The following is a 23,908-nucleotide window of genomic DNA, read 5'->3' on the forward strand; positions in this document are numbered from 1 at the left end:
GAGCATGCGAGTTGAGACACAATAAATCAGCTTGAACCGCTTGTTGCGACGCCCCAGGCATGCGATCAGCTCAAATCGGTCCGGAGTGCGCCATAACAACCACCTACGGCTGCGAAACAGCTTACTCACCCAAACGGAATTGAATCTTAGGACACTTTTGGTCGCTCTCTTTTGCGGCTAAGCTATAAAAGTGTGTCAAGAGTTACCAATGAGCATCAGGAACTAGCAAAATGAGACAACTTTCGCCGCAAGGCCAGCAAATCGTCAATGACCTTTCTCAGCGGCACGGTTTTAGCCAGGATGCCGTCACGCACATGATGCTTGCTGTGCTCAACGGCAATGGCAGCATGGCACAGTTCAGTCATCCCGAGTTCGGAGGTTCGGGACAATGGATGCGAGGCGGCATGATGATGCTGGGCGACATGTTTAATCTTGGGCTCAAGAGTCGCGTCGATGCGCTCTGTCAGGACATCTCAGGAATCCTCGCCAATCAACCGGGACTACTGCAATCGGGCAGCTTCCAATCACAAAGCCAGAGCGGAGGCGGACAACAAAACCAAGCCGCCGGCGCACCGATGGGGCATTCAAGCCTATTTGTCCCCGATCCCGAAGATAACTGGTGGCCAACCGACTTGGGCGTACCTAGTGCAACGGGCAACCAGAACAATGTGCGATACGCCTACTTCGCGAACAGCCGCCGTCTGGCCGTAAAAACAGGGGGCCAGGTGTGGGTTTACGACACGCTCAACCATCAAATCGGCGGTTTTTCACAGCAGCAAGGATCGGGAAGTTCAATTACGTTCTCAAGTCAATTTGGCACGGTCGACCTGTGCAGCCTACCAGTATTGTCGCGTCACGGGCAGCCGGTTCAAGCATCTTCACCCCCTGCCTCGCCACATGTCAGTTCCCCCATAACTTCCTCCGGAAATGCTCTGATCGGAGGTGACGTATTCGCATCTCTCGAACGACTGGGCGAGCTGCGCGACAAGGGCATCGTAAGCGAGGAAGAGTTCAACAATAAGAAGGCCGACTTGTTGAGCCGCTTGTAGGCTGCATAATCACAACAATGCGTTGACGCCAAACATGAAATCGTAGGACTCCCAGGGGCTTGCCAGAGAGGACTAGCACTCTGCGAACAAAATCCATCACTAGAGTCTCGTCTCTTGCTTGCATTAATCATCCTTTAGTGATTAATAAAATCGGCATCAGCTAGATCTAGAGCGGACATGTGCAAAAAGTAGCTTAATCGTTTCGCTGGCCTCACCTGTTCCCGACTCCCGTGCCTGATTGATCCGCACCGAACTGCCAATGAGGGCGTGTCATTTAGCTCGTAAATGTCTGGGTACAATCACGGTTAGTCCTGTGTCACGAAAGCAGCCGCTTTCAGGCCACCAAACGCTGCCAGGTGCGATCGCTTTGACTGCGATTTTCACTCACCCGAACTCGCTGAGGCGTCTGCCGACGCGAGACAGCTCCAGCAGTTCGCAAAAGTCCTAAACCGCCTCGGTTGATACAACGAATGTCGCTAGTTTAAGAGTTTTTCGCTCTCGATTGCCACCAATCGCTGGGCAGGGTAGCAGCCAACGGTCTATTTGATCGCCTCTTCAGTAGTGAGGCGAGCATTCTGCACCACCAAAAAGCGATCATAAAGCGAGAAGATGTTATGTTGTTGGCTACGATCACATCGCGGGCTTCGTATAGATAAACAAGGCCGCCAGATGACGCTGACGACTTTCTAGTTTGCGGCCTAGAACCATTTTGAACGGTTGTGTGGCAGTTTGGCAATTTGTCGAGGTTGCTTGAGCGGCGTGGACCACTTCGGTCGTCGTTTGCGCGCCCGCGGTTCCCATCGACCAGGACGATCACCCACACGGTGATAAGCAATGGTCGTGAGCATCGCATCGATCAACAGCGCGCGATTCTCTGGCCGGGCAGCTTCTATCTTTGGACTGAAGGCAGTCAAAGCTTGCTTGGCTCCTTTGAAACTTATCTTGCGAGGGTCGATGTCGTTCTCGTTGGCGGCAACAGCCATCACCGTGCGGAGTAAGTTGTAAGCCAACAGATGTGTCCATATCTCTTTGTGAACCATGTCCGGTGTCTTGCAACGAAGGATGTCCATCTGCATGGTTGACTTGATCGACCGGATATCGACTTCTCCGTTCCACCGTCGCTCGTACAAATCGCCAATCTGCTTGCCATCGATCGACACATCGAGAATCGTGGTAACGACTTTGAACTGCTTCGCGCGGTTGTTCTTGTCGCGCGCATCAACGACTACCTGCCGCATCGTCAATTGTTTTGGGTAGCGTCGATACTGCGCTGCGGTCATTCCGCGCGGCTTGCAGGAACGCTGCCAAACGAGGATGTCGCCGTCGGGCCTGATTTCCTTTGCCCAACTATCCGCGCGCTCGTGCTGAACGCGAGTGACGATATCGATACCGCGATCGCGCAGTTCGCAAGCGATGAAGTAATTGTCGAATAAGGCATCGGCAACGACCACATCACCAGCTTTGAGGGTATCGTACATGCGTCGAAAGAGACTTGTTTCTCCGGTGCCTTTGCCACTGTATGAGGCGATGGCCAAATTGTGACAAGCGCCAGTGGCGAGCGATAGTAGCACAGCGATCCGGGCTAGGGGAACGCCCAACCCTGGCTTTTGCTTTGGCGGCTGTGGATACATCGATTGATTCATTGGCGTATCCGGCATCGATACCGTGGAGCCATCAAAGATGAACACAGAGCGACCATTCCACTTCCACCCGTCGGCAATGCTCGTCTGTAGTTCTTCCGCAGTTCGCTTGGCCAATGTGGAAAGAACGCCCGTGTTGATACGACTCCGCGCATTGCAGTAGCTGGAAGTGCATGGCGAGCAAGCCGTATCACCCCGGGCCACGCGGTGCGCGATGACTCGCAACACAGCATCTCGGCAGCTGTGGTCTTCACTAAGTACTTGGCTCAGAAAACCCCAGATGGTCGTAACTGGGCTGAACACTCGGTCCCGATACTTGAGGCCATGGGCCCCAAGAACGTCACGGATGCTAGCCTCCGTCAAGATATTCGCGAATGGAAGGCCCTCGTTCCGCGCAAAGCGAGCGCGCACCGCGTCCAAGTTCGACATGGAATCGCTTTCAAATTGACAGCGATTCCTGCCGTCTGATCAGAGTACGATGCAGACGAAGTTCTTTCTTAGGCGGAAACGCCTAGGAATGAGTTGATGCCCTCAGCGGAAGCAACTGCCTCCATAGGGTTTGGCTACTCGTCGTCATGACCAGCAGACATCATCTACTTCTACGCGTGCTAGCGATGGATTCGTTCGCTAATTCGGCCCAGATAATTTGGCGGCATCGCTAGCACTGCATAACCAATGCGATCGCGCCACAGGAGAACCAGCAACTCGCTTAAACAAGCGACATTCGTTGATACAACCGAAAGCAGTTGGGAAACCGCGAAACTCGCAAAACTCTAGGTCACGTCCGCCATTTGGCGGGCTGCAATGGTTTTCCAACGAGTCCTGGAAATCTCAATAGCCCTCTTTGCTTCTGGTTAGTAACAATTCTCCAAAGAGTTCGCTATACTCGACATTATGGCCATCGTCATGCGACCCTTTTCTCGCCTCGTGCAGAAAGATCCAGTCATTACTACCTAGCTCCTGCCCCTAGTCGACTCCAGCAGACCAGAAGTCGCACCATTAAACCGAGAATAGTGAGCGGAGTTCTCTGCTATGCGAAACCTATTTTTCTTCTTTCTAGCCTTGCTCGCAACCAATGCTGCGACAGGAGCTGAGCGGAATATTTTGCTCATTATCGCGGATGATCACGGTTGCGACGCAGGATGCTATGGTAATTCAGTCGTCAATACTCCCAGTATCGATGCGTTAGCCTTAGATGGAACGCTGTTTACGCACTCCTTCTGTACCACTGCCAGTTGTTCGGCAAGTCGCTCCGTGATTCTTACTGGCATGCACAACCACGCGAATGGGCAGTATGGCCACGCACACGATTACCACAAGTTTAGCACTTGGGTGAATGCGGCTAGCCTTCCCGTTTATCTTAAGTACGCGGGCTACCGTACAGCGCGTTGTGGTAAGTTTCATGTTGACCCGGAGAGTGTCTATGGCTTTGAGAAAATCATCCCTGGTGGAGGTCGGAACGACGAAGAGATGGCCGACAATTGTGCTGGCTTCATCTCGCAACCCGACGAGCGACCTTTCTTCTTATACTTCTGCTTTAGCGATCCCCACCGAGGCGGAGGTGTTGACCACTCCAAACCCCACAGTCCGAACCAATTTGGAAACGAAACAGCCTCGGTCGCCGACGTCCGCAATGAGTATTCTCCAGAAAAGATCGTCGTACCCGGGTTCCTTCCTGATACCCCCGCCTGTCGAGAGGAACTTGCTGAGTACTACCAGGCAGTCACTCGATTTGACGCCGCCATCGGGAGACTCCTTCAGCATCTTAAGGACGCAGGCGTCTACGATCGCACTTTGGTCATCTATATGTCGGATCATGGGATTGCTATGCCAGGCGCCAAAACAACACTTTATGAAGGGGGAATGCATTCACCTCTCGTTGTACGCAATCCCTATGCGAAAACGCGTGGCATCGAGAACAACGCCATGATTAGTTGGGTTGACATTACCCCCACGATGTTGGACTTCGCTGGAATCCTTGATGCCAACACTACAAAAGTCGAGCAGGGTGTTGTCGCTAAGCTTGAGCAAAAGGCGCAGCAATCCGATGGACTAAAAAAGGACTATGCTTCCCCGGGCACACTTCACGGTCGCTCGTTCCTATCCATTCTCGAGAAGACCGACCCTGCTGGGTGGGACGAGGTATTTGCCTCTCATACTTTTCACGAAATCCAGATGTACTACCCAATGCGAGCGGTCCGCGAACGGAAATACAAACTCATTTGGAATATCGCTTGTGGGCTCCCGTTCCCATTCGCCTCCGATCTGTGGGCTGCTTCGACATGGCAGGAACAATTCAAACAAGGTCCCGAGGCACCCTACGGTCCTTGGACTGTCGACAGTTACATTCATCGCCCCGCGTTTGAGTTGTTTGACATCCAGGCCGATCCCCATGAATCGAAGAACTTGGCCGACGACCACAGGTACGCAGACACCCTTGAGCGGATGAAGGTGAAACTAAAGGAGTATCAGCGCCGCACGAATGATCCATGGATCTTGAAGTGGCAATACGAGTAACATCTTCGCGGTTAATGCAGATACCTCTGAGCCTCGTTCGGCTTCGCTTGAGCACACTGACGCGACCCCGCCAACTCGCTTGCTCGCAGAAGGTGGACAAACTTCAGCGACTTTCGGCCCGCAGATACTGATGGCGGTGACGGAGACCTCCGCAGTAGCGTCATCACATCGATAACTGGCGAACGTTAGGTCACGGATCGTTTGCGCGGACGAGAATTGGAGCGGAATGAGGGCGTGTCCTGGGCGCATACGAACCGACTAATGTCGATGGACTGCTGCAGTTCGAGTTGGGAGTCAATTTGCTGAAATAGGACGAACCCACGCCGCTGGGATGGCCGAGCTTACGGGACTTGCCCCCTCAAGTTGGCAAACATGCCTGGTATAGCAAAAAAACCACGCGGCTGAAGCTGCCGCGTGGTTTTGTGTGAATGTTTAGTCTCTCAGCAAGTGACTAAGGGCTCGCTGGAGGATCGTCGTCATCATCTTGCAGGGCCAGAGGCACGGCTATCGCCGTCGCAACGCCAGCGGCTGTCATGATCGGATGTTCGGCAATCCACTGGCCGATCGAGGTGAAAGGACCACCGCCGACTTGACCGCGATAGACGTTTTGGCCTGACACGAGGTTCAAACCAGTTTGCGATCCTGGAGGTGCTGTGCGTGGAGCCCAGAAGCGATAAACCCCTTCGTTGCCATTCGTGGCGACGTGATACACGCCACCTTGCAGGCTCGCGACACGGAAGTTGCCTTCCGCATCGGTATGAACACGGGCGATTTCCTTGTTGGAGCTGTTCAGGGTCACCGGCATGTTGGCCTGGGGTTTTCCCGCAGTATCAACGACTTGGCCTGTGACGGTTCCGCCATCAGCCAGGGCTACATCGTGAGGGGCCTCAATCACCTGACGTGTGTTGGCAGTAGGCGTAATGGCTGCCGGTTGAGCGGCAGTGAGAAGTTGTGGTTGTGCAACCAACGCTACACTGGCAACCCAGGTAACCTTCCTCTGGAAAGACTTAGAACAAAAACTTGACATCAAATCTATCTCCCTTTCTACCCCTCTAAGCCAGCTAAAAGCCCTTTAGTCTGCGGAGGACAATCCTCGAATATTATTCTTGCCTCTCGCGTTAGCGAAAGAGTCGGCGAATCGTAGCGACTTCGTTGACCCACGAGAAGGCCAACCCCGTCACGTCCTATTCTGGTCCACAACTATGGGGATGCCGGGGGATCATCATCGTCATCCAGTGCTAGCGGGATAGCGATAGCCGCCCCGATTATACCAGCCGTCAACAGCGGATGATCGAGCATCATGCCGAACAATCCACCACCGTGACGACTTCCACACACTCCGCTACCGCAACCCACACACGAACCACAGTCTTGTCCACAGGCGACCTGGTCCTGCGATACCACCAACACTCCCTTCTGAGAGGCTGGAGGTGCCGTGCCAGGTGACCACAAGCGGCAATTCCCCTGCGTGTCTGCGGCAGCGATGGTAACCACGCCACCCGAGAGACCCGCAATCTGGAACTTGCCAGCTTCATCCGTTGTGCTGCGACCGATTTCCTTGCCACTTTCAATGACCGAAACGGGAACACCTTTTCGCCCATTGCCAGCGGCATCTGCCACCTGTCCCGACAGAACACCTCCGTTTTGCAGCGAGATATCGAGCGTTCGAACCGCAGTCGCCTCTGCTGCAGAAGCACAAGGCGAGAGCACTACACTCAACGCCCATAGTGCAACTGACAGCACTCTAATTGATTTGGTTTTCATTTTATCCTCATTTACAAGAAAAGCGCGACCTGAATGATGCCACTCCAAGACACGAAGATTGCCGTCTCCGAAAGGCACATCACGAACACGGATCACCCGACCGAATGCGATTGATGAATCGGCGGCCTGGGCGAGACTTACTTTTAGGGCTATCGGCTCAGTTTGATGGCTCTCTCAAAAGCAAATTCACAAAAACGGCACAGATGGTAGAAGTGCTACCTCTGCTGGCAGAATTATCACCATGGCCGTCAAAGTTTGCCCGACCATCAAAATCGCCTGAGAGGAATAGGAAGCAATGGAGGAATGAAGGAATGGGGGAATGAATATGCCTCGCCCCTTTCCCAAATTCCTTCATTCCCAAATTCACTTTGACCACGCCCTGAAATGTCCGACGAATTGGTTTTCCAAGTCAGGGATTTTTTCGTTCAACCGTTGTGATAGCTGTCCGGGTGGATTGCCGCGACGAATGTCCGCAAGAAAATGGACCAATTCACGATGTGCCGCCAGGGGTCCGTGAAGCATGAAATGAACCCAGGCCCACGCGAAGCGATATTCCACGGCCCCCATCGACTCGAGATCTCCGCAGGCTTCCAGAGATTCAATGTTGCGAATCATCCCGAGCCGGAAATTCCAGCGTAGCTTTGCCATATGGGGATTACCGTAGGCCCGTTCTCCCGCCGGCACCTCGAAATACTCAGCCAAACCCTCATCGAGCCACAACGGCACCATCGGCAAACTCGCATGGAGCAAGGCATGGGTGCATTCATGTCGCAAATCAATCGGCAAATCAGGATTGCTGTAGGCGTAGACGCTCGACTGCCCACCTCGCTGCACGTACAGGGCGCGACGGTACGGGACCCGAGGGTAAAGCTGAGTCAGAATCTCTTTGTGTGCTGTCTGGTCATTCAGCAAGAAGACATCAATCCCGTGTTGAGCAGGCAAAACCGCCAGGGTGCGTTGCAATTCGAGTTCCAGGGCAGAGAGATCCTGAAACAGGGGCGTGAGCTCACCCAGGGGAAAGGTCGCTTGTAATTGAAAAGGCCCGTGGCTGCGAGAGTCTTGCCAAGCCGGCGCGGCAGAGCAGGGGATTCCCCGCGTAGCCCACTGCGCCATAAGCGCAGAGCCACAACCGGCCAGGAATATCCGCCGAGATAACTCAGGCATCAACCAACCTTTTTAGCGGAAAAGAATCCTGACCAACTTCGCCGGGGCTTCGAACGCACTCCACCCTCCACGGGTTTCCCGCAGGCAACCAACTCAGGATTGATCGTGCATAGATCTCCTGCCACGGTTTCGCCGACCAGTTCGGCAATCCGGTCGTAGGCGCGGGTCATCAGCGGTCGTCGCGCCTTCACACCATGGGCATCAGTCGCCACAAAATGGACCAAACCATGCTCAAGCATCCACTCGGCTAGTTCCTGGCTTCGCGATCCAAAGGTCCCCATCAAACTACCCGCCGTGATCTGCATCAGGCAACCTCTCTCGACGAGCGGCTCCAGCAAACCTGGATTCCGCATGATCCCCTGATTGCGTTCTGGATGTGAGAGAATTCCAGTCATTCCTTCGCGCTCAAGCGATTTTAGAATCGCATCCAGAGGAAAAAACAATTCGTGAGGAAGCTCCAAGAGTACATGCCGCCGATGATCTCCCAACGAAAGCACTTCGCCGCTGATGATTTTTTCGACCATCCCGTCTTCAATGCGAACATCTCCGCCGGGCAATATTTCTAGCGGTATGCGTCGCTCAGCGAGCACTCGTTGGAGAAGTATTGTCTCTCGACGAATGTCTTCCCCTGAGTTTCGAGAGAAATTCCCCAACTGATGGGGAGTGACTACCATTGTGTGAATGCCATCCTCGACCGCCATTTGGGCCATTGCCAGGGTAGTCGCCAAGTCACTTGCCCCATCATCGATTCCGGGAAGAAGGTGACAATGAATATCCGCATAAGAACCGTGCATGGGTGCTCCGCAATAAGCAGAAAATACCGAAGAATGAATGGTGAAAGATGGCGAGGAGAATAGAAATCCCCCCACCTCCGGTCAAGGCGACTCGGGAGATATAGGGGATGAAGAAATGGGGGAATGAGATAGCGCTCGATCCATTCCCCAATTGCTTCTATTCTTGGTATTCCTTCCATTCCCGCATTTCATCAAAGTCCCAGCGGATAATCCGTCAGTTTCTCACACCCGGTTGCTGTCACTACATAGTTCTCCTCTAGCCGAACCCCAGCACGCAGCTCCTCGTGGTACAGCCCCGGTTCAGCGGTGAAGAATTCACCCTCGGCGAAGGTGTCGTCCCAACTGGGATTCAGATGCGGCCCTTCGTGCGGGGCAAGCCCCACGCCGTGCCCCAGATGATGATTGAAAACCCAGGGTTTGCTCTTATCCAAGAGTGACTGCACTTCCTCAAAGAGTTGCTTGCAACTCGCCCCCGGTCGCACAGTTGACTCCACCAAAGGAAACACTTCGCTCACCCGTTCCCATGCTAGCACCTGCTTAGCACTCGGCTCCCCCCCCACGGCAAGCGTCCGCGCATTGTCAGAGTAGTAGCCACGAAACCCGACGCCCAAGTCGAGGATGTAGAGTTCGCCTGCCTCGATCTTGCGGTCCCGAGGTAAGCCGCCACGCGCATTGCTGCGAAAATCCTGCCCAAAGTACGTCAAAGCCTCTCCCAGCTTCTGTACGGCTACGGCATGCAGTTCGTTGTAGACATCCAGCTCATTCACGCCAGGCTCGACGATTTCGCGCGCCAGCTTGTACATCGCCCGGTTCGCATCATTGGCCCGCCTGAGCATCCGCAATTCGTCGTTGTCTTTTTGACGGCGCAGGCGAAAGATCGTCGGCTCGATGTTGATAACATTCCCTTCGCAGTCCGCTAGCAAGTCTGGCCCTAACTGAGACCATTCTCCTCCGACATGCCGCAACTTGATTGGCAAAGCACTCATCATCACCGTATTACTGGCCGCTCGCTGTTCGTCCCTTAGCGTCGAACACCACTTCTCTTCGTAAGGCAAAACCTCGTCTGCTGCTACTGTCAAAGAGGTCTTCCGCGAGGGAAGCACCAGGGTTACCCGCCCCTCGGTGTTCATCGCAGCAGCAGGCGCGAACAACGGGCCGACGTATGCCCCCGTCAACCATTGGACCGATTCCCGCCGTGTAAGCACCACCCACTCCAGCCCGTGCTCCACCATTTCGGCGAGTAACCGCTGTTGCCGCGATTTGCAGGCAACCACATCAACTCCGTAGGGATCGTCACTCATTCCATTACTCTCATATCTGCGATAGGCGAGGGGGACACATCGGCTATCAGCTTAGCCAATTGAAACGAGTAGGCAAATTAGCCCACCCAATCCCGGCACGTCTCGATTCCGGACAAACGTCTCAAATCGGGATCAAAATACCCTGTTTGGGATGCATTTCTGCCACCTCGTGCCAATTTCCCCAGCAGCTGGCATCCACGCAACTCCTTATTACAAAGTGCTTTACGTAGTGAAGATGACTTCAAGCCACAATACGTTACATCCACGGCACGCTCCTTGCTCGTATTAGAGGGCATCGCAACCCGCGATGGCAGCTCTGCAATAGAGTTACGCCGATATCACATCAGGTCTTATACCGGAGGGAAGTAAGGATGCTCGTATTAAGTAGAAAAATTGGTGAACGAATTCACATCGGCGAAGATGTCTTTGTCGAGGTCCGCAGAGTGGCCGGTAATCGGGTCACCTTGGCCGTTTGTGCCCCCCAAAATGTCCGCATTTTGCGAGGAGAGCTGTTCGACGCTGTGGACTCGTTCAGTGTGCTCGACGAGCCTGAAACCTCGCAATCAGAAGCGGAAACCGTCATCATGAAGTGTGAACCGACTTCAGAGCCGGAAAAGCTACCAGCCGCAGAGGCTGAGAAGCAGCCAATTCTCAAAGAGTTCACCGCAGCCTCGATCTAACGTGCGTTAACCGGCAGCATCAAGCTGCCGGTTGGCAGCCGCTTGCCGCGTTGCGTTTTCACGAGAGCGAGATTGCACCGCCGCCGCAGTAATCGGGGTTACCAAAGGTCTCTATGTGGTGCCCAAAGCCATGGGCGAGCGACATCAATAGCCGATTGTGGTTCACTTTGTCGAACCTCACTGATCGCCCCATGGCGAAGTCGAGCCCACCACCGACTAACACAAACGGGATGTTGTCGAGTGTGTGGGAATTCCCTTTGCCCAACTCGTTCGTCCAAACGATCAAGGTATTATCCAGCAACGATCCCGGGCCTCCTGGCTCTGGTGTTTCGTCAAGCTTCTTCACCAGCAATGCAAGTTGCTCGCAGAACCACTTATTGATCTGCGTTAATTGCTCCCCAGCCTCGGTGTTGTCATCCGGCTCGTGGGAAATTGTGTGGTGTCCTTCTTCGATTCCCAGCCAACTCATCTTCGCCTGGCCCACTGAGTTGGTGTACTGCAAAGTCGCAACGCGTGAAAAATCATTCTGAAACGCGTTGACCATCAGCTCGATCTGCATTCTGCTCAACGTCGGCATGTTTTCCTGCTTGTGCTCCACACCCGAATCAAGTTCCGGCTCGGCGTGAGCTAGTTGGTTATCGCCTGTCGCTTGCAGCGACTTTTCAAATTCACGCACAAACGTGGCGTGTTGGTCAAGCAGCCGTTTGTCCTCCGCATTCATTTGACCGCGAATTTGCTGAAGGTCGGCTTGGAGGTCGTCCAGGATGCTCGTGACATTCTCGCGATCCTTCATCTCACCATACAGCTTGGAGAACATCTGATAAGGATCGTCAATCGGCGCAATCGGTCGATTAGGACCAGCATAAACCATGCGAGTCCACGTGTCGGCTCGCTCGGGGATAAGCACCCCAAACTCTAGTGAACCGAAGCGAGTGCGAGTCGCCTCGTTCGCTTGTAAGAAGTTTTTGATTTCCTGATCGATCGAAAGCCCGCTGGACCAACCTGCGGGCGTATTGCCACCACCTTGAATATTGCCAGGAAACAGTTCGCTACCCGTCAATAAGCAACCCATACCGCGCATGTGGCTGTCACCATCGCCGCGCAGACGATCATGAACACCATGCAGCACAAGTGTGCGATCCTTGTAGGGTTCCAACGGTGAAAGGCTTTCTTTGAACTTGAAGTCGGTCCCTTCCTCATCCGGCCAAAAAGTATCCGGCACAACCCCATTCGGCGTAAACACGATCACCAATCGCTGCATTCGCCCAACCTTATTGGCAAACCCCAGGCTGGTCGCATTGGATACAAATGGAATCGCTGCTGCGCTCAACCCCAGCTTCCGCAGGAATTCTCGTCGATTCTTAAAGCGAGCCATCAAATCTTCCTTTCAAACGATCTATCGTATCCGTGCTACTTACGATTCAAGTTTCCGGAGGGTGCGTAAATTCATTTCAGCAGGAATCGAAGAGAGGTAATTTGACGCGGACAAACACAGATTAAGCGGATGAAGCGCGGATCATAAACAGACAGTTTGTTCGAAAATCCGTGAAAGTCCGTCCAATCGGCGTTCATCTGTGTCCAATTTCTTCCTTTTTCCAGCATTCGTTGAGCTGATTAAATCCAACTCAGTTAGCTCAGTTTACTCATGTTCTAAAATTAAGTTGCTGCTACGGGCCACACATACCCTATTCAACGACACCGCCGTCGCGACTTCTCATGCTCGACGCTACCGCAATCTCGATCACCAGTTTCCGTATATTATAGTTCTCTTTCACAAAACCAAGTAACAATTTCTGCTGCATTTCCGGTCCATAGGCCTGGATCGATTGCTGCACCAGGTAGTGGAACAGCTGTTGCACAAAGGCATTGTGCACCTCTTCGCTTGAAGCGAGATATTCCGCTAGAGCGCGTGCCCCGGCGAGCGTTACTGCCACTCCTTCACGAGCCTGATAAACTCCCACGTCATCGATCGCTTTGTCGTCCTCGTTATCCCGATAACGCCCCACCGCATCGAATCGTTCCAGCGTGAAACCCAGAGGATTGATCAAATGATGGCAGGTCATGCAACTCGCAGGCTTGGTCTGCAAGGTGACCCGTTCGCGGGTGGTAAGTTCCGGATGCAATCTCGCGGCCAGTGGTGGCACGGCCTCTGGAGGCGGTTTCAAGGCTTGACCCAACACGCGGCGCACTAAGAACACACCGCGCAGAATCGGAGACGTATCCTCCGGGTGAGCAAACCGCGCAAGTACATAAGGATGCGTCAACACCCCAGCCCGTCGCCCCTCATCGAGTTTCGCCTTGGAAAACTCCTCGTCGATCGCCTCGGAGTCGACCAGTTCCGCTTCCCCGTAAAACTGCGCCAGCCGCTTGTTCAAGAACACCTCATCCGCTAAGAACAGTCGTCGATAGTCGGACTCTTCAGACCAGACGACCTCATCGAGAAACACCTCCAGAGAAGTTCGCAAATCGGCAATCGTCTCCGCATCAAACTCAGGAAACCGATCTGGATTCTTCGTTAGGTCGACGTGCGAATCAACGTCAAGCCACGTCAGCAAGAACTCATGTAATTTTGACCGGGCACGCATGTCTCCCAGCATTCGCTCGGCCTGCTCGCGAACCTGGTCTTTGGTTTCAAGCTCACCGTTTTCTGCCGCAAGGAGCAGTACCTCATCAGGCTGGCTATCCCACAGAGTAAACGCCAATCGAGAGGCGACGTCATACTGAGTTGGCTCGGCAGCAACTTCGCGATATAAAAACCGCGGACTCATCAAGATCATCAATACCGCCCGCCGCAAAGCAAGATCCGGCTCCTCGATTGCCTCAAAATGTTGCGTCACATACGTCTGCTGCATTTTCGGAGTCAGCGGCTGGCGAAACGCACGTTTTGCCAATTCAGTTGCGAATCCTGCAAGCTTCTTCGAGGAGCCCTTGGCACCCGTCAATTCGGTCAGGTGCGCATCGACATAATTGGCTGCCTCAATCGCGGCGGCGGTGGTCGCCTCTTCCCATGCCTGGGAGATGGTCGTGCCTCGCTCCCAGCCATAGCTGCGGTCGTCGGGTGGGAAAGGGGTCGTGCAAACAAATGACTCCGCCGCAAATTGTGGAGAAAGTACCCGCTGGGGGATTGTCTGCAGGGTCCCATGCGGCGGTTCCCACAGGAGCCGAATCGTCGCTACCTGGGAGAGGAATTCTTCCTTGTCGAACTTCTTATCCTGCACCCCTTGATTGCTGTTGGAAAACTCCAGCCGTACTGGATAGCACCGTCCCCCGATCAGGAAACACTTCGCTTCATACTCGGTCCCCTCGCCCGACTTCACCCAGGCATCGATCGCTGCCACGCTGCTGTCATTCACCCACAACCGAGCCCCGTTATCGGTCCGCACCACAAATCGGTACCACCCCGTCTCGGCGGCATAGAGCGAGCCCGACCAGCGAATCAAGTAGTGTCCCTTATCTTCCTCCCCTTCGACGGGAGGAGTCCCCGTGAAATTGAAATCAACGGTTTCATCCACTCGTGATAGGGACAGCTGATTCTCCCGAAAGCCATTGCGTCCATGGAAATACTCGCCAGCGAGACCTCCGCCACCATTCCATTCCACCTCGGGACCAAAGCTGCCGATCAAGTCCGCCAGCGCACGCCGATGTTGCTTGACAGTAAGCCGAGCCAACTCAATCCGAGGAGGCTTATTCCGGGCCACGGCCACCGGCGAATAGAACGACTGGTGAATGTATTCAGCAATTGCCTGCGCCTCCTCCACCGAAAGCGTCTCAGGATCATCCTCCGGCATGGTCAGCCTAATCACCTCAGCCAACTGCAGGGCCGAAAGATCTCCCCGCAAGGCGTCAGGATAGTCCTCGGTCCCGTTCCCCTCATCTCCATGGCAGCGCGCACACTGCGAAGCAAACATCACTTTACCAGGAAGTTCTTCCCCCCAGGCAGACACACCGCCCCACCAAATGGCAAGTATCAAACTAAAACGCAGCATGCGCAATTCTCTGCAATGCATGGTTGAAATACGACGCTCCGAGTCGTGTATTCCTAGACTCTAATTCTAAATCACAGCCAACAATCCAACAACTTCAGCACTTTTTGCTCATCGCGACGCGAATCTAGTTCTCCACACCACCAAGCACCATTCACTAACCACTAGCCTCCAACCTCTAGCCTCACCTTTCTCCACGTCCCGTGAGCGGGTCGGCGCTATCCGCCGGTATTGCAACACTACTGGCGGAGAGCGCCGAACCGCTCAATTCTGATTCAAGATTTGACGCAGTACTACTGCCGTCTTACGTCCTGGTTGCTGTTTCCCAATGCTTGTCGGCAAAGTCCATAAAGCAGTTCCAATCATAGCGTGTCAAATCGTGCGATCCCCTCCGCAAGTGATACCCAATCTGCCCTTCGTGAAGAGGTGAATTTGCGGCAGGCATTGTCGAAGTCCCCAATCCCTTTACTCCATACAAATCGAATACGGGTTCTGCATACACACAGGAAAGAAACTCGCCGAGAGGGTCTGCCCACTTGTCTTCCGTTGCACTCGAAACGTAAACCAGCCGAGGTGCCATCAGGGCTAGGAGCATATGTTGGTCGATCGGCAGCTCGTCCTCTTTGCCGTCATATTTCTTGTAGTTCTCACAGAACCAGTGAGGAAAGCGATTGTTGATTGCCTGGATGTCCTCGCCAGATTTTCGCCGAGCTAGTGCAGCTCCCGTACAGCCCGACTCGTTGCTGATCACTAAAGCAAAACGTTCGTCGGTGGCCCCGCACCAGAGAGCAGTCTTGCCGCCCCGCGAATGGCCAACAACCGCCATTTTTGTGTGATCGATGTCATTGTCTGCTTCAAAGTAGTCCATACACCGACTTGCGCCCCAAGCCCACGCGGCAATGGACCCCCAGGCGTCGGGCCCGCGAGGAGAATCGAGAGGATCGAAAATGCCGTGGACTCCATTCTTAAATTGGTCGTGCTCATCTGGATCAACGTCTTCAATGTGAAATGTTGCCGCAACATACCCACGATCGACAATTTCCTCGGTGGGCCAGAAGGGACTCTTGGTTACTCGTGTGGGATCAATATTCTCTTCGCGAGGCCTGTTGCAAATCAGCAGAAAACCGGGCGCGGGACTTGGGCGATCATTGGGCAGGAAGACGGCCAGGTGAATGCAGCCATTCCCCCCGGGACCTCCGTAGGAAATATCGACCAACTTGAGCGTCGCCTTCCCCGACATTGCTTCTGGGTTGATTTCCTTGACTTCGAATTTCAAGTTGTGCGGTTTATCAATCGGATTGCAACCGTAGACATTTTCACGAAAAAGTTCGATCACCTCAGGTCTTCGTTGCGACTGCCACTCCTGCACAGTGTCAATAACTTCCCCGCTTTCGGCGACCAGAAGTTCCGGCAAGTCAAATGCTTGATCAGACTGAGCGCATGACGCCCACCAAAGCAGCAGAATATTCAACGTTGACACCATTGAAAAACCCTTTGTTTACTCTAACTGAAACAACTGGAGATATTCGACACCCTCAAGTAAAGAGAGATAACCAAAAGTTGTGTGCTAGGAGAGGAGAAAATGTTTGCGTAACCTGCTGGTGATTTTTTTGTGTTCCATCAGTGGCCCGACAAAGGCACGAAGGAGTACACCTTGCAAAAGGTTACGACAGATTTACCAGCGAGTCCAGTAGAGCGCGACTTAGAGGCTCTCGCCTTCGGGAAACCGCATTGAATTCACCTAACCGATTCGGCGTAAAGACAAACAATCCCTACCCCAAAGGGGTATAACACCATAGCCCGGGGTTGCCGCAAAGAGAGTTTCACGAACTTTGCTGCTACCCTGGGTAAGGATCGCAAATAGAAATTTGTCCGAGGAGTTGCCGTCGTGTACCGCAAGAACATTACCGAGGACGAAACAAACAAGGCCCATATTACTAAAAGGCACTACCAGTTCTCCCCCAAAACTCATCAATGATCATTCATCACTTTTCTCCTCCAACCACTGACTATAATTTACCACTACACTATCCCGTCACTGACCACTTCCCCCCCCTCATGATATCTCAATCGTTACAATGGATGGAATCTCATCAGACAGCCCTGTGGTGTCTGACGGGGTTATCGTTGCTGACATTCTTGGCGAGCTTGATCCTGATTCCAGTGGTCGTAGCCCGCATCCCGAGCGATTACTTTCTACACGAGCAACGTCCCTCCCTACGATGGTCCGGCCAACATCCTGTACTGCGAGCGACAATCCTCGTGGCAAAAAATGCCGGAGGAATTCTCCTAGTTCTGCTCGGACTCGTAATGCTCGTCATTCCAGGCCAAGGTCTTCTGACCATTCTAGTAGGAATCACCCTCCTAGATTTCCCCGGCAAGTTCCGGCTAGAGCGCTGGCTAATCAGCCATCCCCCACTACTGCGCTCAATCAATTGGCTTCGCAGCCGAGTCAACAAGGACCCCCTGATCATTCAGAAGAGTTAAATATCTGTCCCTGCCCCTCTACCCCAACGGGGTTCTCACCATAGCCCAGGGTTGCCGCAAAGTGAGTTCCACGATCTTTGCTGCTACCCTGGGTGGGAATCGCAAATAGAAATTCGTCCGAGAAATTACCGTTGTGTACCGCAAGAACATCGCCGAGGACGAAACAAACAAGGCCTATATTACTAAAAGGCACTACCAGTTCCCAGAGAGTAGAATAGAGTTGAAGGGACTCATATTCGTGCGGGCTCGGCAGCTTGTAACTCGTGGCTTCGGAGCTGCAGATGCCGTCCATCTGGCAGCGGCTGAAAGCTTGCAGGTTGATGTGTTGTTAACTTGTGATGATCGCTGGTTGCGGAAGTCGCGTCAGCTTGCAGATGAAATTAAAATACGCGTGGCCAATCCTGTAGAATGGCTCAAGGAGCAATACGATGCAAAGAACATTGGATGAAGTCCGGCAAGAAGGTTTGCAGGCGTTACGTGAGCGATTGGGGCGCGCCGATATGGTGCGATTCCTACAGCAATTTGAGAATGGAAGCGGAGATTATGCCCAGGAGCGCCATGACTGGGTCGATGGCCACAATCTCGAAGACATTGAGCGTGTAACTGGTCAGCATGGCGAAGCAAATGGCAGTTGAGAAAACGACTGATTATAGCAAACTATTCTGAGCCAGTTCATGAGTACGCTAACCATCGAATTACCCGAATCACTCAAGATCCGCATCGAAGCCTTGGCGGCAAAGGAAGGGTACTCCGTCAGTCAATTTCTGGCGAGCGCAGCCGGCGAGAAATTGTCGGTACTCATGACCGCTGATTATTTGAAACAAGAAGCTCAGGCAGGGCGCCGCGAAGATTTCGATCGCTATCTATCCGCTGTGATTGACGTTGCACCAGCGAAGAATGATCGAATTGATTGAATTAGCATACTATCGCCCATTCAGGGCTAAGCTGTCGAGTGACATGTTCCAGGGGTTCCCACCCCTGGCTAGTGACTGCCGACCCTGCGGGGATGAGATGGAAAGGGGAGAGTGACTAGAGGTTGGAGGTTAGAGGCTAGGGGGGAACTAGGGATTTAGATTGCAGATCGAGGATCTTAACATCATCATTCATCACTCATAAATCTTCCCCCAGCAAAATAGAGGCAAGATGCTAGAGGGCAGAGGCTAGGGGGAATACAGTTTGCAGCATGATTTCTGTCATTTCCCCCTCGGCGTAGAGAAGTATCTTTCTGACCAGCGCCTAGCAACTAGCGCCTCGCGCCTACTTCCCAGGTGGCCAAAAATTGTCTCTTAGATTCCCACGCCAAATCCTTATAATGACTATCGCAAGGCACGGGTTTTCCTACTATCCATCGAGCTGAGAAGTTCACACCGGTTCAAACGTTTAGGGAAGAAATAGAACGCGGATAAACGCTGATTGGGCGGATGTTGCGCGGATTAGAATTGATTGTCTTGGTTCGGATCGGCGAAAATCCGTTGAATCCGCGTTCATCCGCGTCTAATTTCCCCCTCTTGGATTCTTGTTGAAATAGATTTAGCCACCGAGCACTCAGAAAATACTGAGAGAAGGTTACGGACTTCACCCTTCTTCTGTGAACTCTGTGTCCTCGGTGGCCATGTTGTTCCCCCCCTGGCAATAGTCAGGCTGGGGCTATCTGCATGGATGGGTGAGGTGAGTGGACAACCAGGAGAATTGCAAGGTCGTAAACTTAGCCAATTAAAAATGGCCACAGAGATCTCAGAGCTCAGAAAACAAAGAATTCTCTGTGCACTCGGTGTTCTCTGTGGCTACTCTCTCCATAGATCCCCACCTCCTTGATCTACCAATGCGCAGGGGCTCTCTCCATATTACCATTCGTGCTCCGTCTTCCCATTTCTCAACATTCAACTCATCCCTTCTTACTGTCCCCCGGCTACCGTTCGTCTGACTAGCGTCTCGCGTCTAGTAACTGGCCCCTCACAAAAAAAATCCACTTTTCATCAGACCCAACATCTTGTGGTTCTTGAGTCCCGTACGAGGATTTCACCACAAGCGGACCATGGTTCCCCGGTGCTAGCCCCCACTGCGGAGGGTCCAACTCGTGTGCCTTGACGCCCTCCGGCGATCCCCCTAGTCTTCGCCCCGGATTCTAGGTCTGCGCAGCCATTCTGCGCACCGACTTCGCCAACCTTCACCGCGGTAGATTCCCTTGCAGCAAGAACCTTTCAACCCGCACATGACGACTCGAAGAGCTAAAGAGCGGTTTCGCTCGATGGTCGCATTGTTGTTGCTGTCATGTCTGGTTGTCGGGTGTGCCACATCTACCAACAAGTGGGTTGCACTACGTTCCACTCCTCGGAATCCACTCACCGAGTCGCTCGGCTTGCTAACCAAGCAGGGCCCCAAGCCGACCGAGCGGACGATCCAACTGCTCCGCCGCTATAATCTTCACGAATCCCTGGAGGGGGACCGCCGGGAACTACTTGCCAAGTTGGACGAGATCGAATCCCGCAACCCGAATCGGGAAAATGTCTACGCCCAAGCCGAGCTAGCCTACGTCTCGGGGAAACGGTCGGAAAGAGGCAAACATCCGAAACAGGCCTTGGAATACTATGGCGCGGCCGTCTTGCATTCCTATCGGTACTTGTTCGACGAACAGTATGCCACCGCCTCTAACCCCTACGATCCAGAATTTCGCAGGGCTTGTGACTTGTACAATGCCGCCCTAGAAGGGGCACTTCGAATCGTCCAGGCCAAAGACTCCCTGAGGCCCGGCACGACGCAACACATTAGGACAGCGAATCATGACTGCCAAATCGAAGTACGTCTCGAAAGCAATGATTGGCATGCCGAGGACATCGACCATTTCGAATTCGTCACTGACTATGAAGTGCATGGCCTGAGAAATCACTATCACAATTTCGGTCTAGGCGTGCCATTGATTGCGGTTCGCCGCAAGCACGAGGGGGAGGATCCCCGAGAAGAATACTATCCCGCCGATCTCTCTTTCCCTGTCACGGCATTTCTCCGCGTAGATCTGGCTGCCGCTAGCAGGAACGCCGATCAAACAGCCGTGTTGGAACTCTTTGACCCCCTCAACCAACCGACGGTCCTAGTGGCCAACCAAAACGTTCCGCTGGAAACCGACCTAAGCACCCCACTAGCGCATACTCTAAGCCAGCCGGCATTGGACGACAATCGCCTCTCAACCTTAGGACTCTTGAAACCTGACAAGGTTAAACAAGTCCAAGGGCTGTATATGCTGGAACCGTTCCAGGACGACAAGATTCCCGTGCTAATGGTCCACGGCCTATGGTCTAGTCCTGTCACTTGGATGGAAATGTTCAACGACCTGCGGAGTGATCCTCAGATTAGAAAGCATTACCAGTTCTGGTTCTATCTGTATCCCACAGGACAGCCATTTTGGTACAGCGCCGCCCAAATGCGGGAAGACCTCGCCAGCATGCGGCAGAAAGTCGATCCTGAAGGTCGTTACCCGGCACTGGATCAAACGATCCTAGTCGGCCACAGCATGGGCGGGCTTGTTTCCAAGTTACAGACGGTGGACAGCGGCAACGACTTCTGGGCCACACTAAGCGAACACCCTTTCTCGGAATTAGAAGCAGACGAGGAATTGCGGGAAGGGCTGGCGCAAACGTTCTTCTTTGACCCCAATCCCTCGATTCGTCGCGTAATCACAATTGGTACGCCTCATCGCGGGAGTGAATTTGCCAATGACACTACCAAGTGGCTGGGAAGAAAGTTGATACGCATTCCCACCAAACTCATGCAAGGAAAACATCAACTTATCGCGCGCAATCCAGGCTTCTTTCGCAAGGATGCCCCTCTGGACATCAACACCAGCATCGACTCCCTTGAACCCAATTCGCCTCTTTTACCGGTGCTGTTGACTGCCCACTGCAGTTCATGGGTGAAGTACAACAACATCATGGGCGAGATACCCGCCAAAGGGATCGCAAGCTGGTTTACCAGCGGCAAAGGGGACGGCGTCGTAACCCTCGATAGCGCTCGATTGGAAAACGCAGAATCGCAGATTGTCGTGCCCGCCGATCACTCCTTGGTACATCGCCATCCCCAGAGCATTCTCGAAGTCCGACGCATTCTATTGCAACAAGTGGCCGAGCTACGCAGTTACACCTATGGAGATCGCATTGAGCAAGTCTCCAATCCTTCTGGTGTTCCTAGGGAAGCGGTCCGTGAACCACTGCAAACTATGCCCGCATTGCTACCCGATGAGCAAATGGAAGTAGCCCGAGGTGCAACGGCTGTACTCTCCCGTTAAATACACCAGCCAACCTGGCAACCTGCGGCTGAATTCTCCAAAGAACTCATCTTGCTATCCGGACGAGAGTCGTTCGACCAGCGTCCCGCATTCCGCATCTCCTGAGACAACTTACGGGTTCGAGTTGCTTCTTGATCGGAGCCTTGGGCCCCTTCTTCATTCTCAATGTCGAATACCAATTCGCCCCGCAAGACATTCATATCCTCGGGTGCCTGGATCCCTAGTCGGACACCCTTGCCCTTCATCCGCAAGACGGTAATGGTAATATTCTCGCCAATCTTGATCTTCTCGTTTTGCTTCCGTGTGAGAACTAGCATGATGCACTCCATTCACTTGATTAGAAAAGCTTCTGTTCCATTGAAAAGTTGGTGTCCGTTAGACACACCAGCAGTTATACGCATAGTCCATGCCACTTGTGCGTCGCAAAGCACTGAATGGCCTCAAATGGCCGCCTGATAAAGATTTCCGCCTGCTAGCATTTCTTACATTGCCCTTGCAGGTGACAAACTCTGCAAGGAATTTGTAATTCTGGCGGTTAGAAAGTCGTTTGTCCCTAGAAAGCCACCCGCAAGCCATACAGGAATAAAAAGGGTTAGTTTTTCGGGCTTCCATCCATCCGATCACGGAGTTTTGCCGCCAGTTCATACTGTTCCGAAGCAATTGCCTGTGCCAACTGCTCAGCCAAGGAAGGTCCAACGTCATAGTGCTTGGCGATAGAGGCTTTCATATCTTGCAGTTTCTCCAGCAACGTATCCTCGTCACTCACATCTTCTGCAGCATGGGCCTCAAAAAGTTTTTGCATGGACGCTATTCCCTGATCAATGGCCTCGACAGCACCACGGTGGTTAGATTTCTCTAGTTGGATCAAAGTCAATGCCTGAATCTTATGAAACATGACGAACGGACGGTATTGTTCGTGCATGAGGGACCACTGGGGGTCCGGAGAATTTGCAGTACTAAAATCCATCAAGGCTAAAGTGTGCTCAGCATCACGAACTGCCTCGGCATATCGGTTGAGAGTCAACCAACAAACTCGACGATGGTAGTACTGATAAAATTCACGATCGATTTCTCGGCATCGCTCACGATCTAACTGAAAAGCGGGGCCATCGGCAAACGACTGGGACAACAAATTATCGTAGTAAGTATCGAAACCCTCGGGCTTCTCTCCATCAGGACGGCCCACAACCTCCATTTGAACGATTCCCATATCGACGCGCAATTGCAGGAGCGGCCGCTTGTCGGAACCCTTCACCTCTCGTACCATCACTTGCCCTGGAACAAATGGCCAATCGGAGAGGTATCGATCAAGATGTTGGATGCGTTTAGGCATCGTTTGAGAAAACCGGTAATTTCTGGAGAGGAATGCATCGCCACCTCTTGAATTATACCTAAAAATCTCTCGCCTAGCCAATCAGCGTTGAAAAATCCAACCTATCTGACTTGTGTGTTTCTAGAACTGGACAGCTAACATGGAGTGGTGTGAGAAAGTCCGCAGTGCGTCAGCCCTCTCCACCTTCGTCAAACAATAGTGATTCCTGCAGCAGATCAGTTTCTTCCTTGTCGTGGCGGTCAATTTCCTCCAACAGCAGGTAAATATCTTCACACAATCGATCCATCGAATCAGGATCATATTCGCTGATTTCGTCACATCGCGGGAATAGTTCGTCGATAGCCAGGCGGAACTGGTCGTGCTCACTTTCCAGCCGATCAACGCGAGACTGCATGTTGGGTTTGATCTCGCCAACCATCACCATGTAGCCATCCTGCTCTTCAAGATTCATCAATCTTTCCAAATGCCTTTGGAAAGACTTTAGTGTGAACTGGACGCTAGAAAGCTTGCGGGGTACTCCTTCGGAAGGCACTTTCCAACCTAGGGTGACGCGCAATGCCTGTTTGACATGGTCCAAAATCTGGTGTTCCATCCAAGCTGCATTGGCCTGGGCTTTTGAATCGATCAAGTGCATTGCTGAATTCTCCATTCACTACAGGCGAGTTGTTCTATTTCTAAACAGAAGTGCGCAAGGGTTCGTATCTAAAATTCTCCCTTTAGACCTGAATGAAACTACGAGGCAGAGCAGAAAAGTTCGCCTAGGATATCTCGGCAGTGAACTGCCGGCGAGATACTAGGACGGAAATCGCAGTCTAAGCGCAAATCATGCTACTCCCGTGCGAGCAACTTCTCGATTCTAACGACAACTGGCTAGATCGGGCAAGTATACGAAACACCTAGCATAGAGAAATTCAGTT

Annotated in this window: 20 protein-coding genes; 8 read left to right on the forward strand and 12 right to left on the reverse strand. The window is 52.9% G+C overall.

Going from position 1 to position 23,908, the window contains the following annotated elements:
• Positions 1-230: 230 nt before the first annotated feature.
• Positions 231-1,049 carry an SHOCT domain-containing protein gene (locus Pla144_RS18375; protein WP_146452168.1) on the forward strand — a complete coding sequence of 273 codons (819 nt, stop codon included), beginning with the start codon at positions 231-233 and terminating at the stop codon, positions 1,047-1,049.
• A gap of 698 nt (positions 1,050-1,747) precedes the next feature.
• On the opposite strand, the gene Pla144_RS18380 is transcribed toward Pla144_RS18375, so the two are convergent.
• Positions 1,748-3,118, reverse strand: coding sequence for an IS4 family transposase (locus Pla144_RS18380; RefSeq protein WP_146452169.1), 1,371 nt, complete (start codon positions 3,116-3,118; stop codon positions 1,748-1,750).
• 603 nt (positions 3,119-3,721) lie between these two features.
• Between Pla144_RS18380 and Pla144_RS18385 the strand changes: the two genes are divergently transcribed.
• Positions 3,722-5,206, forward strand: a complete 1,485-nt coding sequence (locus Pla144_RS18385; RefSeq protein WP_146452170.1) for a sulfatase family protein — start codon at positions 3,722-3,724, stop codon at positions 5,204-5,206.
• A gap of 451 nt (positions 5,207-5,657) precedes the next feature.
• On the opposite strand, the gene Pla144_RS18390 is transcribed toward Pla144_RS18385, so the two are convergent.
• The 5 genes from Pla144_RS18390 to Pla144_RS18410 all read right to left on the reverse strand — a co-directional run bounded on the left by Pla144_RS18390 (position 5,658) and on the right by Pla144_RS18410 (position 10,229).
• The gene (locus Pla144_RS18390; RefSeq protein ID WP_146452171.1) at positions 5,658-6,233 is read right to left on the reverse strand and encodes a carboxypeptidase-like regulatory domain-containing protein; all 576 of its coding nucleotides are present in this window, start codon (positions 6,231-6,233) and stop codon (positions 5,658-5,660) included.
• Positions 6,234-6,406: 173 nt separating this feature from the next.
• Positions 6,407-6,970, reverse strand: coding sequence for a carboxypeptidase-like regulatory domain-containing protein (locus Pla144_RS18395; protein WP_146452172.1), 564 nt, complete (start codon positions 6,968-6,970; stop codon positions 6,407-6,409).
• A gap of 363 nt (positions 6,971-7,333) precedes the next feature.
• Positions 7,334-8,134 (reverse strand): hypothetical protein, encoded by an 801-nt coding sequence (locus Pla144_RS18400; protein ID WP_146452173.1) that lies wholly within the window; start codon positions 8,132-8,134, stop codon positions 7,334-7,336.
• Entirely contained in the window at positions 8,134-8,928 is a 795-nt protein-coding gene (locus Pla144_RS18405) for a tyrosine-protein phosphatase (protein ID WP_146452174.1), read from the reverse strand. Before Pla144_RS18405 ends, Pla144_RS18400 begins: the two co-directional genes overlap by 1 nt.
• A gap of 191 nt (positions 8,929-9,119) precedes the next feature.
• Entirely contained in the window at positions 9,120-10,229 is a 1,110-nt protein-coding gene (locus Pla144_RS18410) for a M24 family metallopeptidase (protein WP_146452175.1), read from the reverse strand.
• 371 nt (positions 10,230-10,600) lie between these two features.
• Between Pla144_RS18410 and Pla144_RS18415 the strand changes: the two genes are divergently transcribed.
• Positions 10,601-10,909, forward strand: a complete 309-nt coding sequence (locus Pla144_RS18415; RefSeq protein ID WP_146452176.1) for a carbon storage regulator — start codon at positions 10,601-10,603, stop codon at positions 10,907-10,909.
• Between the two features lie 58 nt (positions 10,910-10,967).
• On the opposite strand, the gene Pla144_RS18420 is transcribed toward Pla144_RS18415, so the two are convergent.
• The 3 genes from Pla144_RS18420 to Pla144_RS18430 all read right to left on the reverse strand — a co-directional run bounded on the left by Pla144_RS18420 (position 10,968) and on the right by Pla144_RS18430 (position 16,375).
• Complete coding sequence (locus Pla144_RS18420; protein WP_146452177.1) at positions 10,968-12,284, reverse strand: DUF1552 domain-containing protein; 1,317 nt, start codon at positions 12,282-12,284, stop codon at positions 10,968-10,970.
• Between the two features lie 310 nt (positions 12,285-12,594).
• Positions 12,595-14,895 (reverse strand): DUF1592 domain-containing protein, encoded by a 2,301-nt coding sequence (locus Pla144_RS18425; protein ID WP_197530810.1) that lies wholly within the window; start codon positions 14,893-14,895, stop codon positions 12,595-12,597.
• Positions 14,896-15,196: 301 nt separating this feature from the next.
• A complete protein-coding gene (locus Pla144_RS18430; protein WP_146452179.1) occupies positions 15,197-16,375 on the reverse strand; it encodes an alpha/beta hydrolase family protein in 1,179 nt (392 codons plus the stop codon).
• A 599-nt stretch (positions 16,376-16,974) separates the two neighbouring features.
• Here Pla144_RS18430 and Pla144_RS18435 point away from each other — a divergent pair.
• The 5 genes from Pla144_RS18435 (at position 16,975) to Pla144_RS18455 (ending at position 21,658) form a co-directional block, all read left to right on the forward strand.
• Entirely contained in the window at positions 16,975-17,379 is a 405-nt protein-coding gene (locus Pla144_RS18435; protein WP_197530811.1) for a PGPGW domain-containing protein, read from the forward strand.
• A 133-nt stretch (positions 17,380-17,512) separates the two neighbouring features.
• Positions 17,513-17,827, forward strand: coding sequence for a hypothetical protein (locus Pla144_RS18440; RefSeq protein ID WP_146452180.1), 315 nt, complete (start codon positions 17,513-17,515; stop codon positions 17,825-17,827).
• Positions 17,808-18,014, forward strand: a complete 207-nt coding sequence (locus tag Pla144_RS18445; RefSeq protein ID WP_146452181.1) for a hypothetical protein — start codon at positions 17,808-17,810, stop codon at positions 18,012-18,014. Before Pla144_RS18440 ends, Pla144_RS18445 begins: the two co-directional genes overlap by 20 nt.
• Positions 18,015-18,053: 39 nt before the next feature.
• Positions 18,054-18,293, forward strand: coding sequence for a toxin-antitoxin system HicB family antitoxin (locus tag Pla144_RS18450; protein WP_146452182.1), 240 nt, complete (start codon positions 18,054-18,056; stop codon positions 18,291-18,293).
• Positions 18,294-19,591: 1,298 nt separating this feature from the next.
• Positions 19,592-21,658, forward strand: a complete 2,067-nt coding sequence (locus tag Pla144_RS18455; RefSeq protein ID WP_146452183.1) for an esterase/lipase family protein — start codon at positions 19,592-19,594, stop codon at positions 21,656-21,658.
• Here the strand turns inward: Pla144_RS18455 and Pla144_RS18460 are convergent.
• From Pla144_RS18460 to Pla144_RS18470, 3 genes are all read right to left on the reverse strand, one after another.
• Positions 21,655-21,975 (reverse strand): carbon storage regulator, encoded by a 321-nt coding sequence (locus Pla144_RS18460; RefSeq protein WP_146452184.1) that lies wholly within the window; start codon positions 21,973-21,975, stop codon positions 21,655-21,657. The two genes, Pla144_RS18455 and Pla144_RS18460, sit on opposite strands and share 4 nt — an antisense overlap.
• A 275-nt stretch (positions 21,976-22,250) precedes the next feature.
• A complete protein-coding gene (locus tag Pla144_RS18465) occupies positions 22,251-22,991 on the reverse strand; it encodes a UvrB/UvrC motif-containing protein (protein ID WP_146452185.1) in 741 nt (246 codons plus the stop codon).
• A 169-nt stretch (positions 22,992-23,160) separates the two neighbouring features.
• A complete protein-coding gene (locus Pla144_RS18470; protein WP_197530812.1) occupies positions 23,161-23,625 on the reverse strand; it encodes a hemerythrin domain-containing protein in 465 nt (154 codons plus the stop codon).
• Positions 23,626-23,908: the final 283 nt, after the last annotated feature.

It is taken from the genome of Bythopirellula polymerisocia, assembly GCF_007860015.1.
Classification (GTDB): domain Bacteria; phylum Planctomycetota; class Planctomycetia; order Pirellulales; family Lacipirellulaceae; genus Bythopirellula; species Bythopirellula polymerisocia.

Bases quoted from the DNA above. Each gene is read 5' to 3' on its own strand.
- Pla144_RS18375 (WP_146452168.1), top strand. From the start codon at position 231: ATGAGACAACTTTCGCCGCAAGGCCAGCAAATCGTCAATGACCTTTCT.
- Pla144_RS18380 (WP_146452169.1), bottom strand. From the start codon at position 3,118: ATGTCGAACTTGGACGCGGTGCGCGCTCGCTTTGCGCGGAACGAGGGC.
- Pla144_RS18385 (WP_146452170.1), top strand. From the start codon at position 3,722: ATGCGAAACCTATTTTTCTTCTTTCTAGCCTTGCTCGCAACCAATGCT.
- Pla144_RS18390 (WP_146452171.1), bottom strand. From the start codon at position 6,233: ATGTCAAGTTTTTGTTCTAAGTCTTTCCAGAGGAAGGTTACCTGGGTT.
- Pla144_RS18395 (WP_146452172.1), bottom strand. From the start codon at position 6,970: ATGAAAACCAAATCAATTAGAGTGCTGTCAGTTGCACTATGGGCGTTG.
- Pla144_RS18400 (WP_146452173.1), bottom strand. From the start codon at position 8,134: ATGCCTGAGTTATCTCGGCGGATATTCCTGGCCGGTTGTGGCTCTGCG.
- Pla144_RS18405 (WP_146452174.1), bottom strand. From the start codon at position 8,928: ATGCACGGTTCTTATGCGGATATTCATTGTCACCTTCTTCCCGGAATC.
- Pla144_RS18410 (WP_146452175.1), bottom strand. From the start codon at position 10,229: ATGAGTGACGATCCCTACGGAGTTGATGTGGTTGCCTGCAAATCGCGG.
- Pla144_RS18415 (WP_146452176.1), top strand. From the start codon at position 10,601: ATGCTCGTATTAAGTAGAAAAATTGGTGAACGAATTCACATCGGCGAA.
- Pla144_RS18420 (WP_146452177.1), bottom strand. From the start codon at position 12,284: ATGGCTCGCTTTAAGAATCGACGAGAATTCCTGCGGAAGCTGGGGTTG.
- Pla144_RS18425 (WP_197530810.1), bottom strand. From the start codon at position 14,895: ATGCTGCGTTTTAGTTTGATACTTGCCATTTGGTGGGGCGGTGTGTCT.
- Pla144_RS18430 (WP_146452179.1), bottom strand. From the start codon at position 16,375: ATGGTGTCAACGTTGAATATTCTGCTGCTTTGGTGGGCGTCATGCGCT.
- Pla144_RS18435 (WP_197530811.1), top strand. From the start codon at position 16,975: ATGGAATCTCATCAGACAGCCCTGTGGTGTCTGACGGGGTTATCGTTG.
- Pla144_RS18445 (WP_146452181.1), top strand. From the start codon at position 17,808: ATGCAAAGAACATTGGATGAAGTCCGGCAAGAAGGTTTGCAGGCGTTA.
- Pla144_RS18450 (WP_146452182.1), top strand. From the start codon at position 18,054: ATGAGTACGCTAACCATCGAATTACCCGAATCACTCAAGATCCGCATC.
- Pla144_RS18455 (WP_146452183.1), top strand. From the start codon at position 19,592: ATGACGACTCGAAGAGCTAAAGAGCGGTTTCGCTCGATGGTCGCATTG.
- Pla144_RS18460 (WP_146452184.1), bottom strand. From the start codon at position 21,975: ATGCTAGTTCTCACACGGAAGCAAAACGAGAAGATCAAGATTGGCGAG.
- Pla144_RS18465 (WP_146452185.1), bottom strand. From the start codon at position 22,991: ATGCCTAAACGCATCCAACATCTTGATCGATACCTCTCCGATTGGCCA.
- Pla144_RS18470 (WP_197530812.1), bottom strand. From the start codon at position 23,625: ATGCACTTGATCGATTCAAAAGCCCAGGCCAATGCAGCTTGGATGGAA.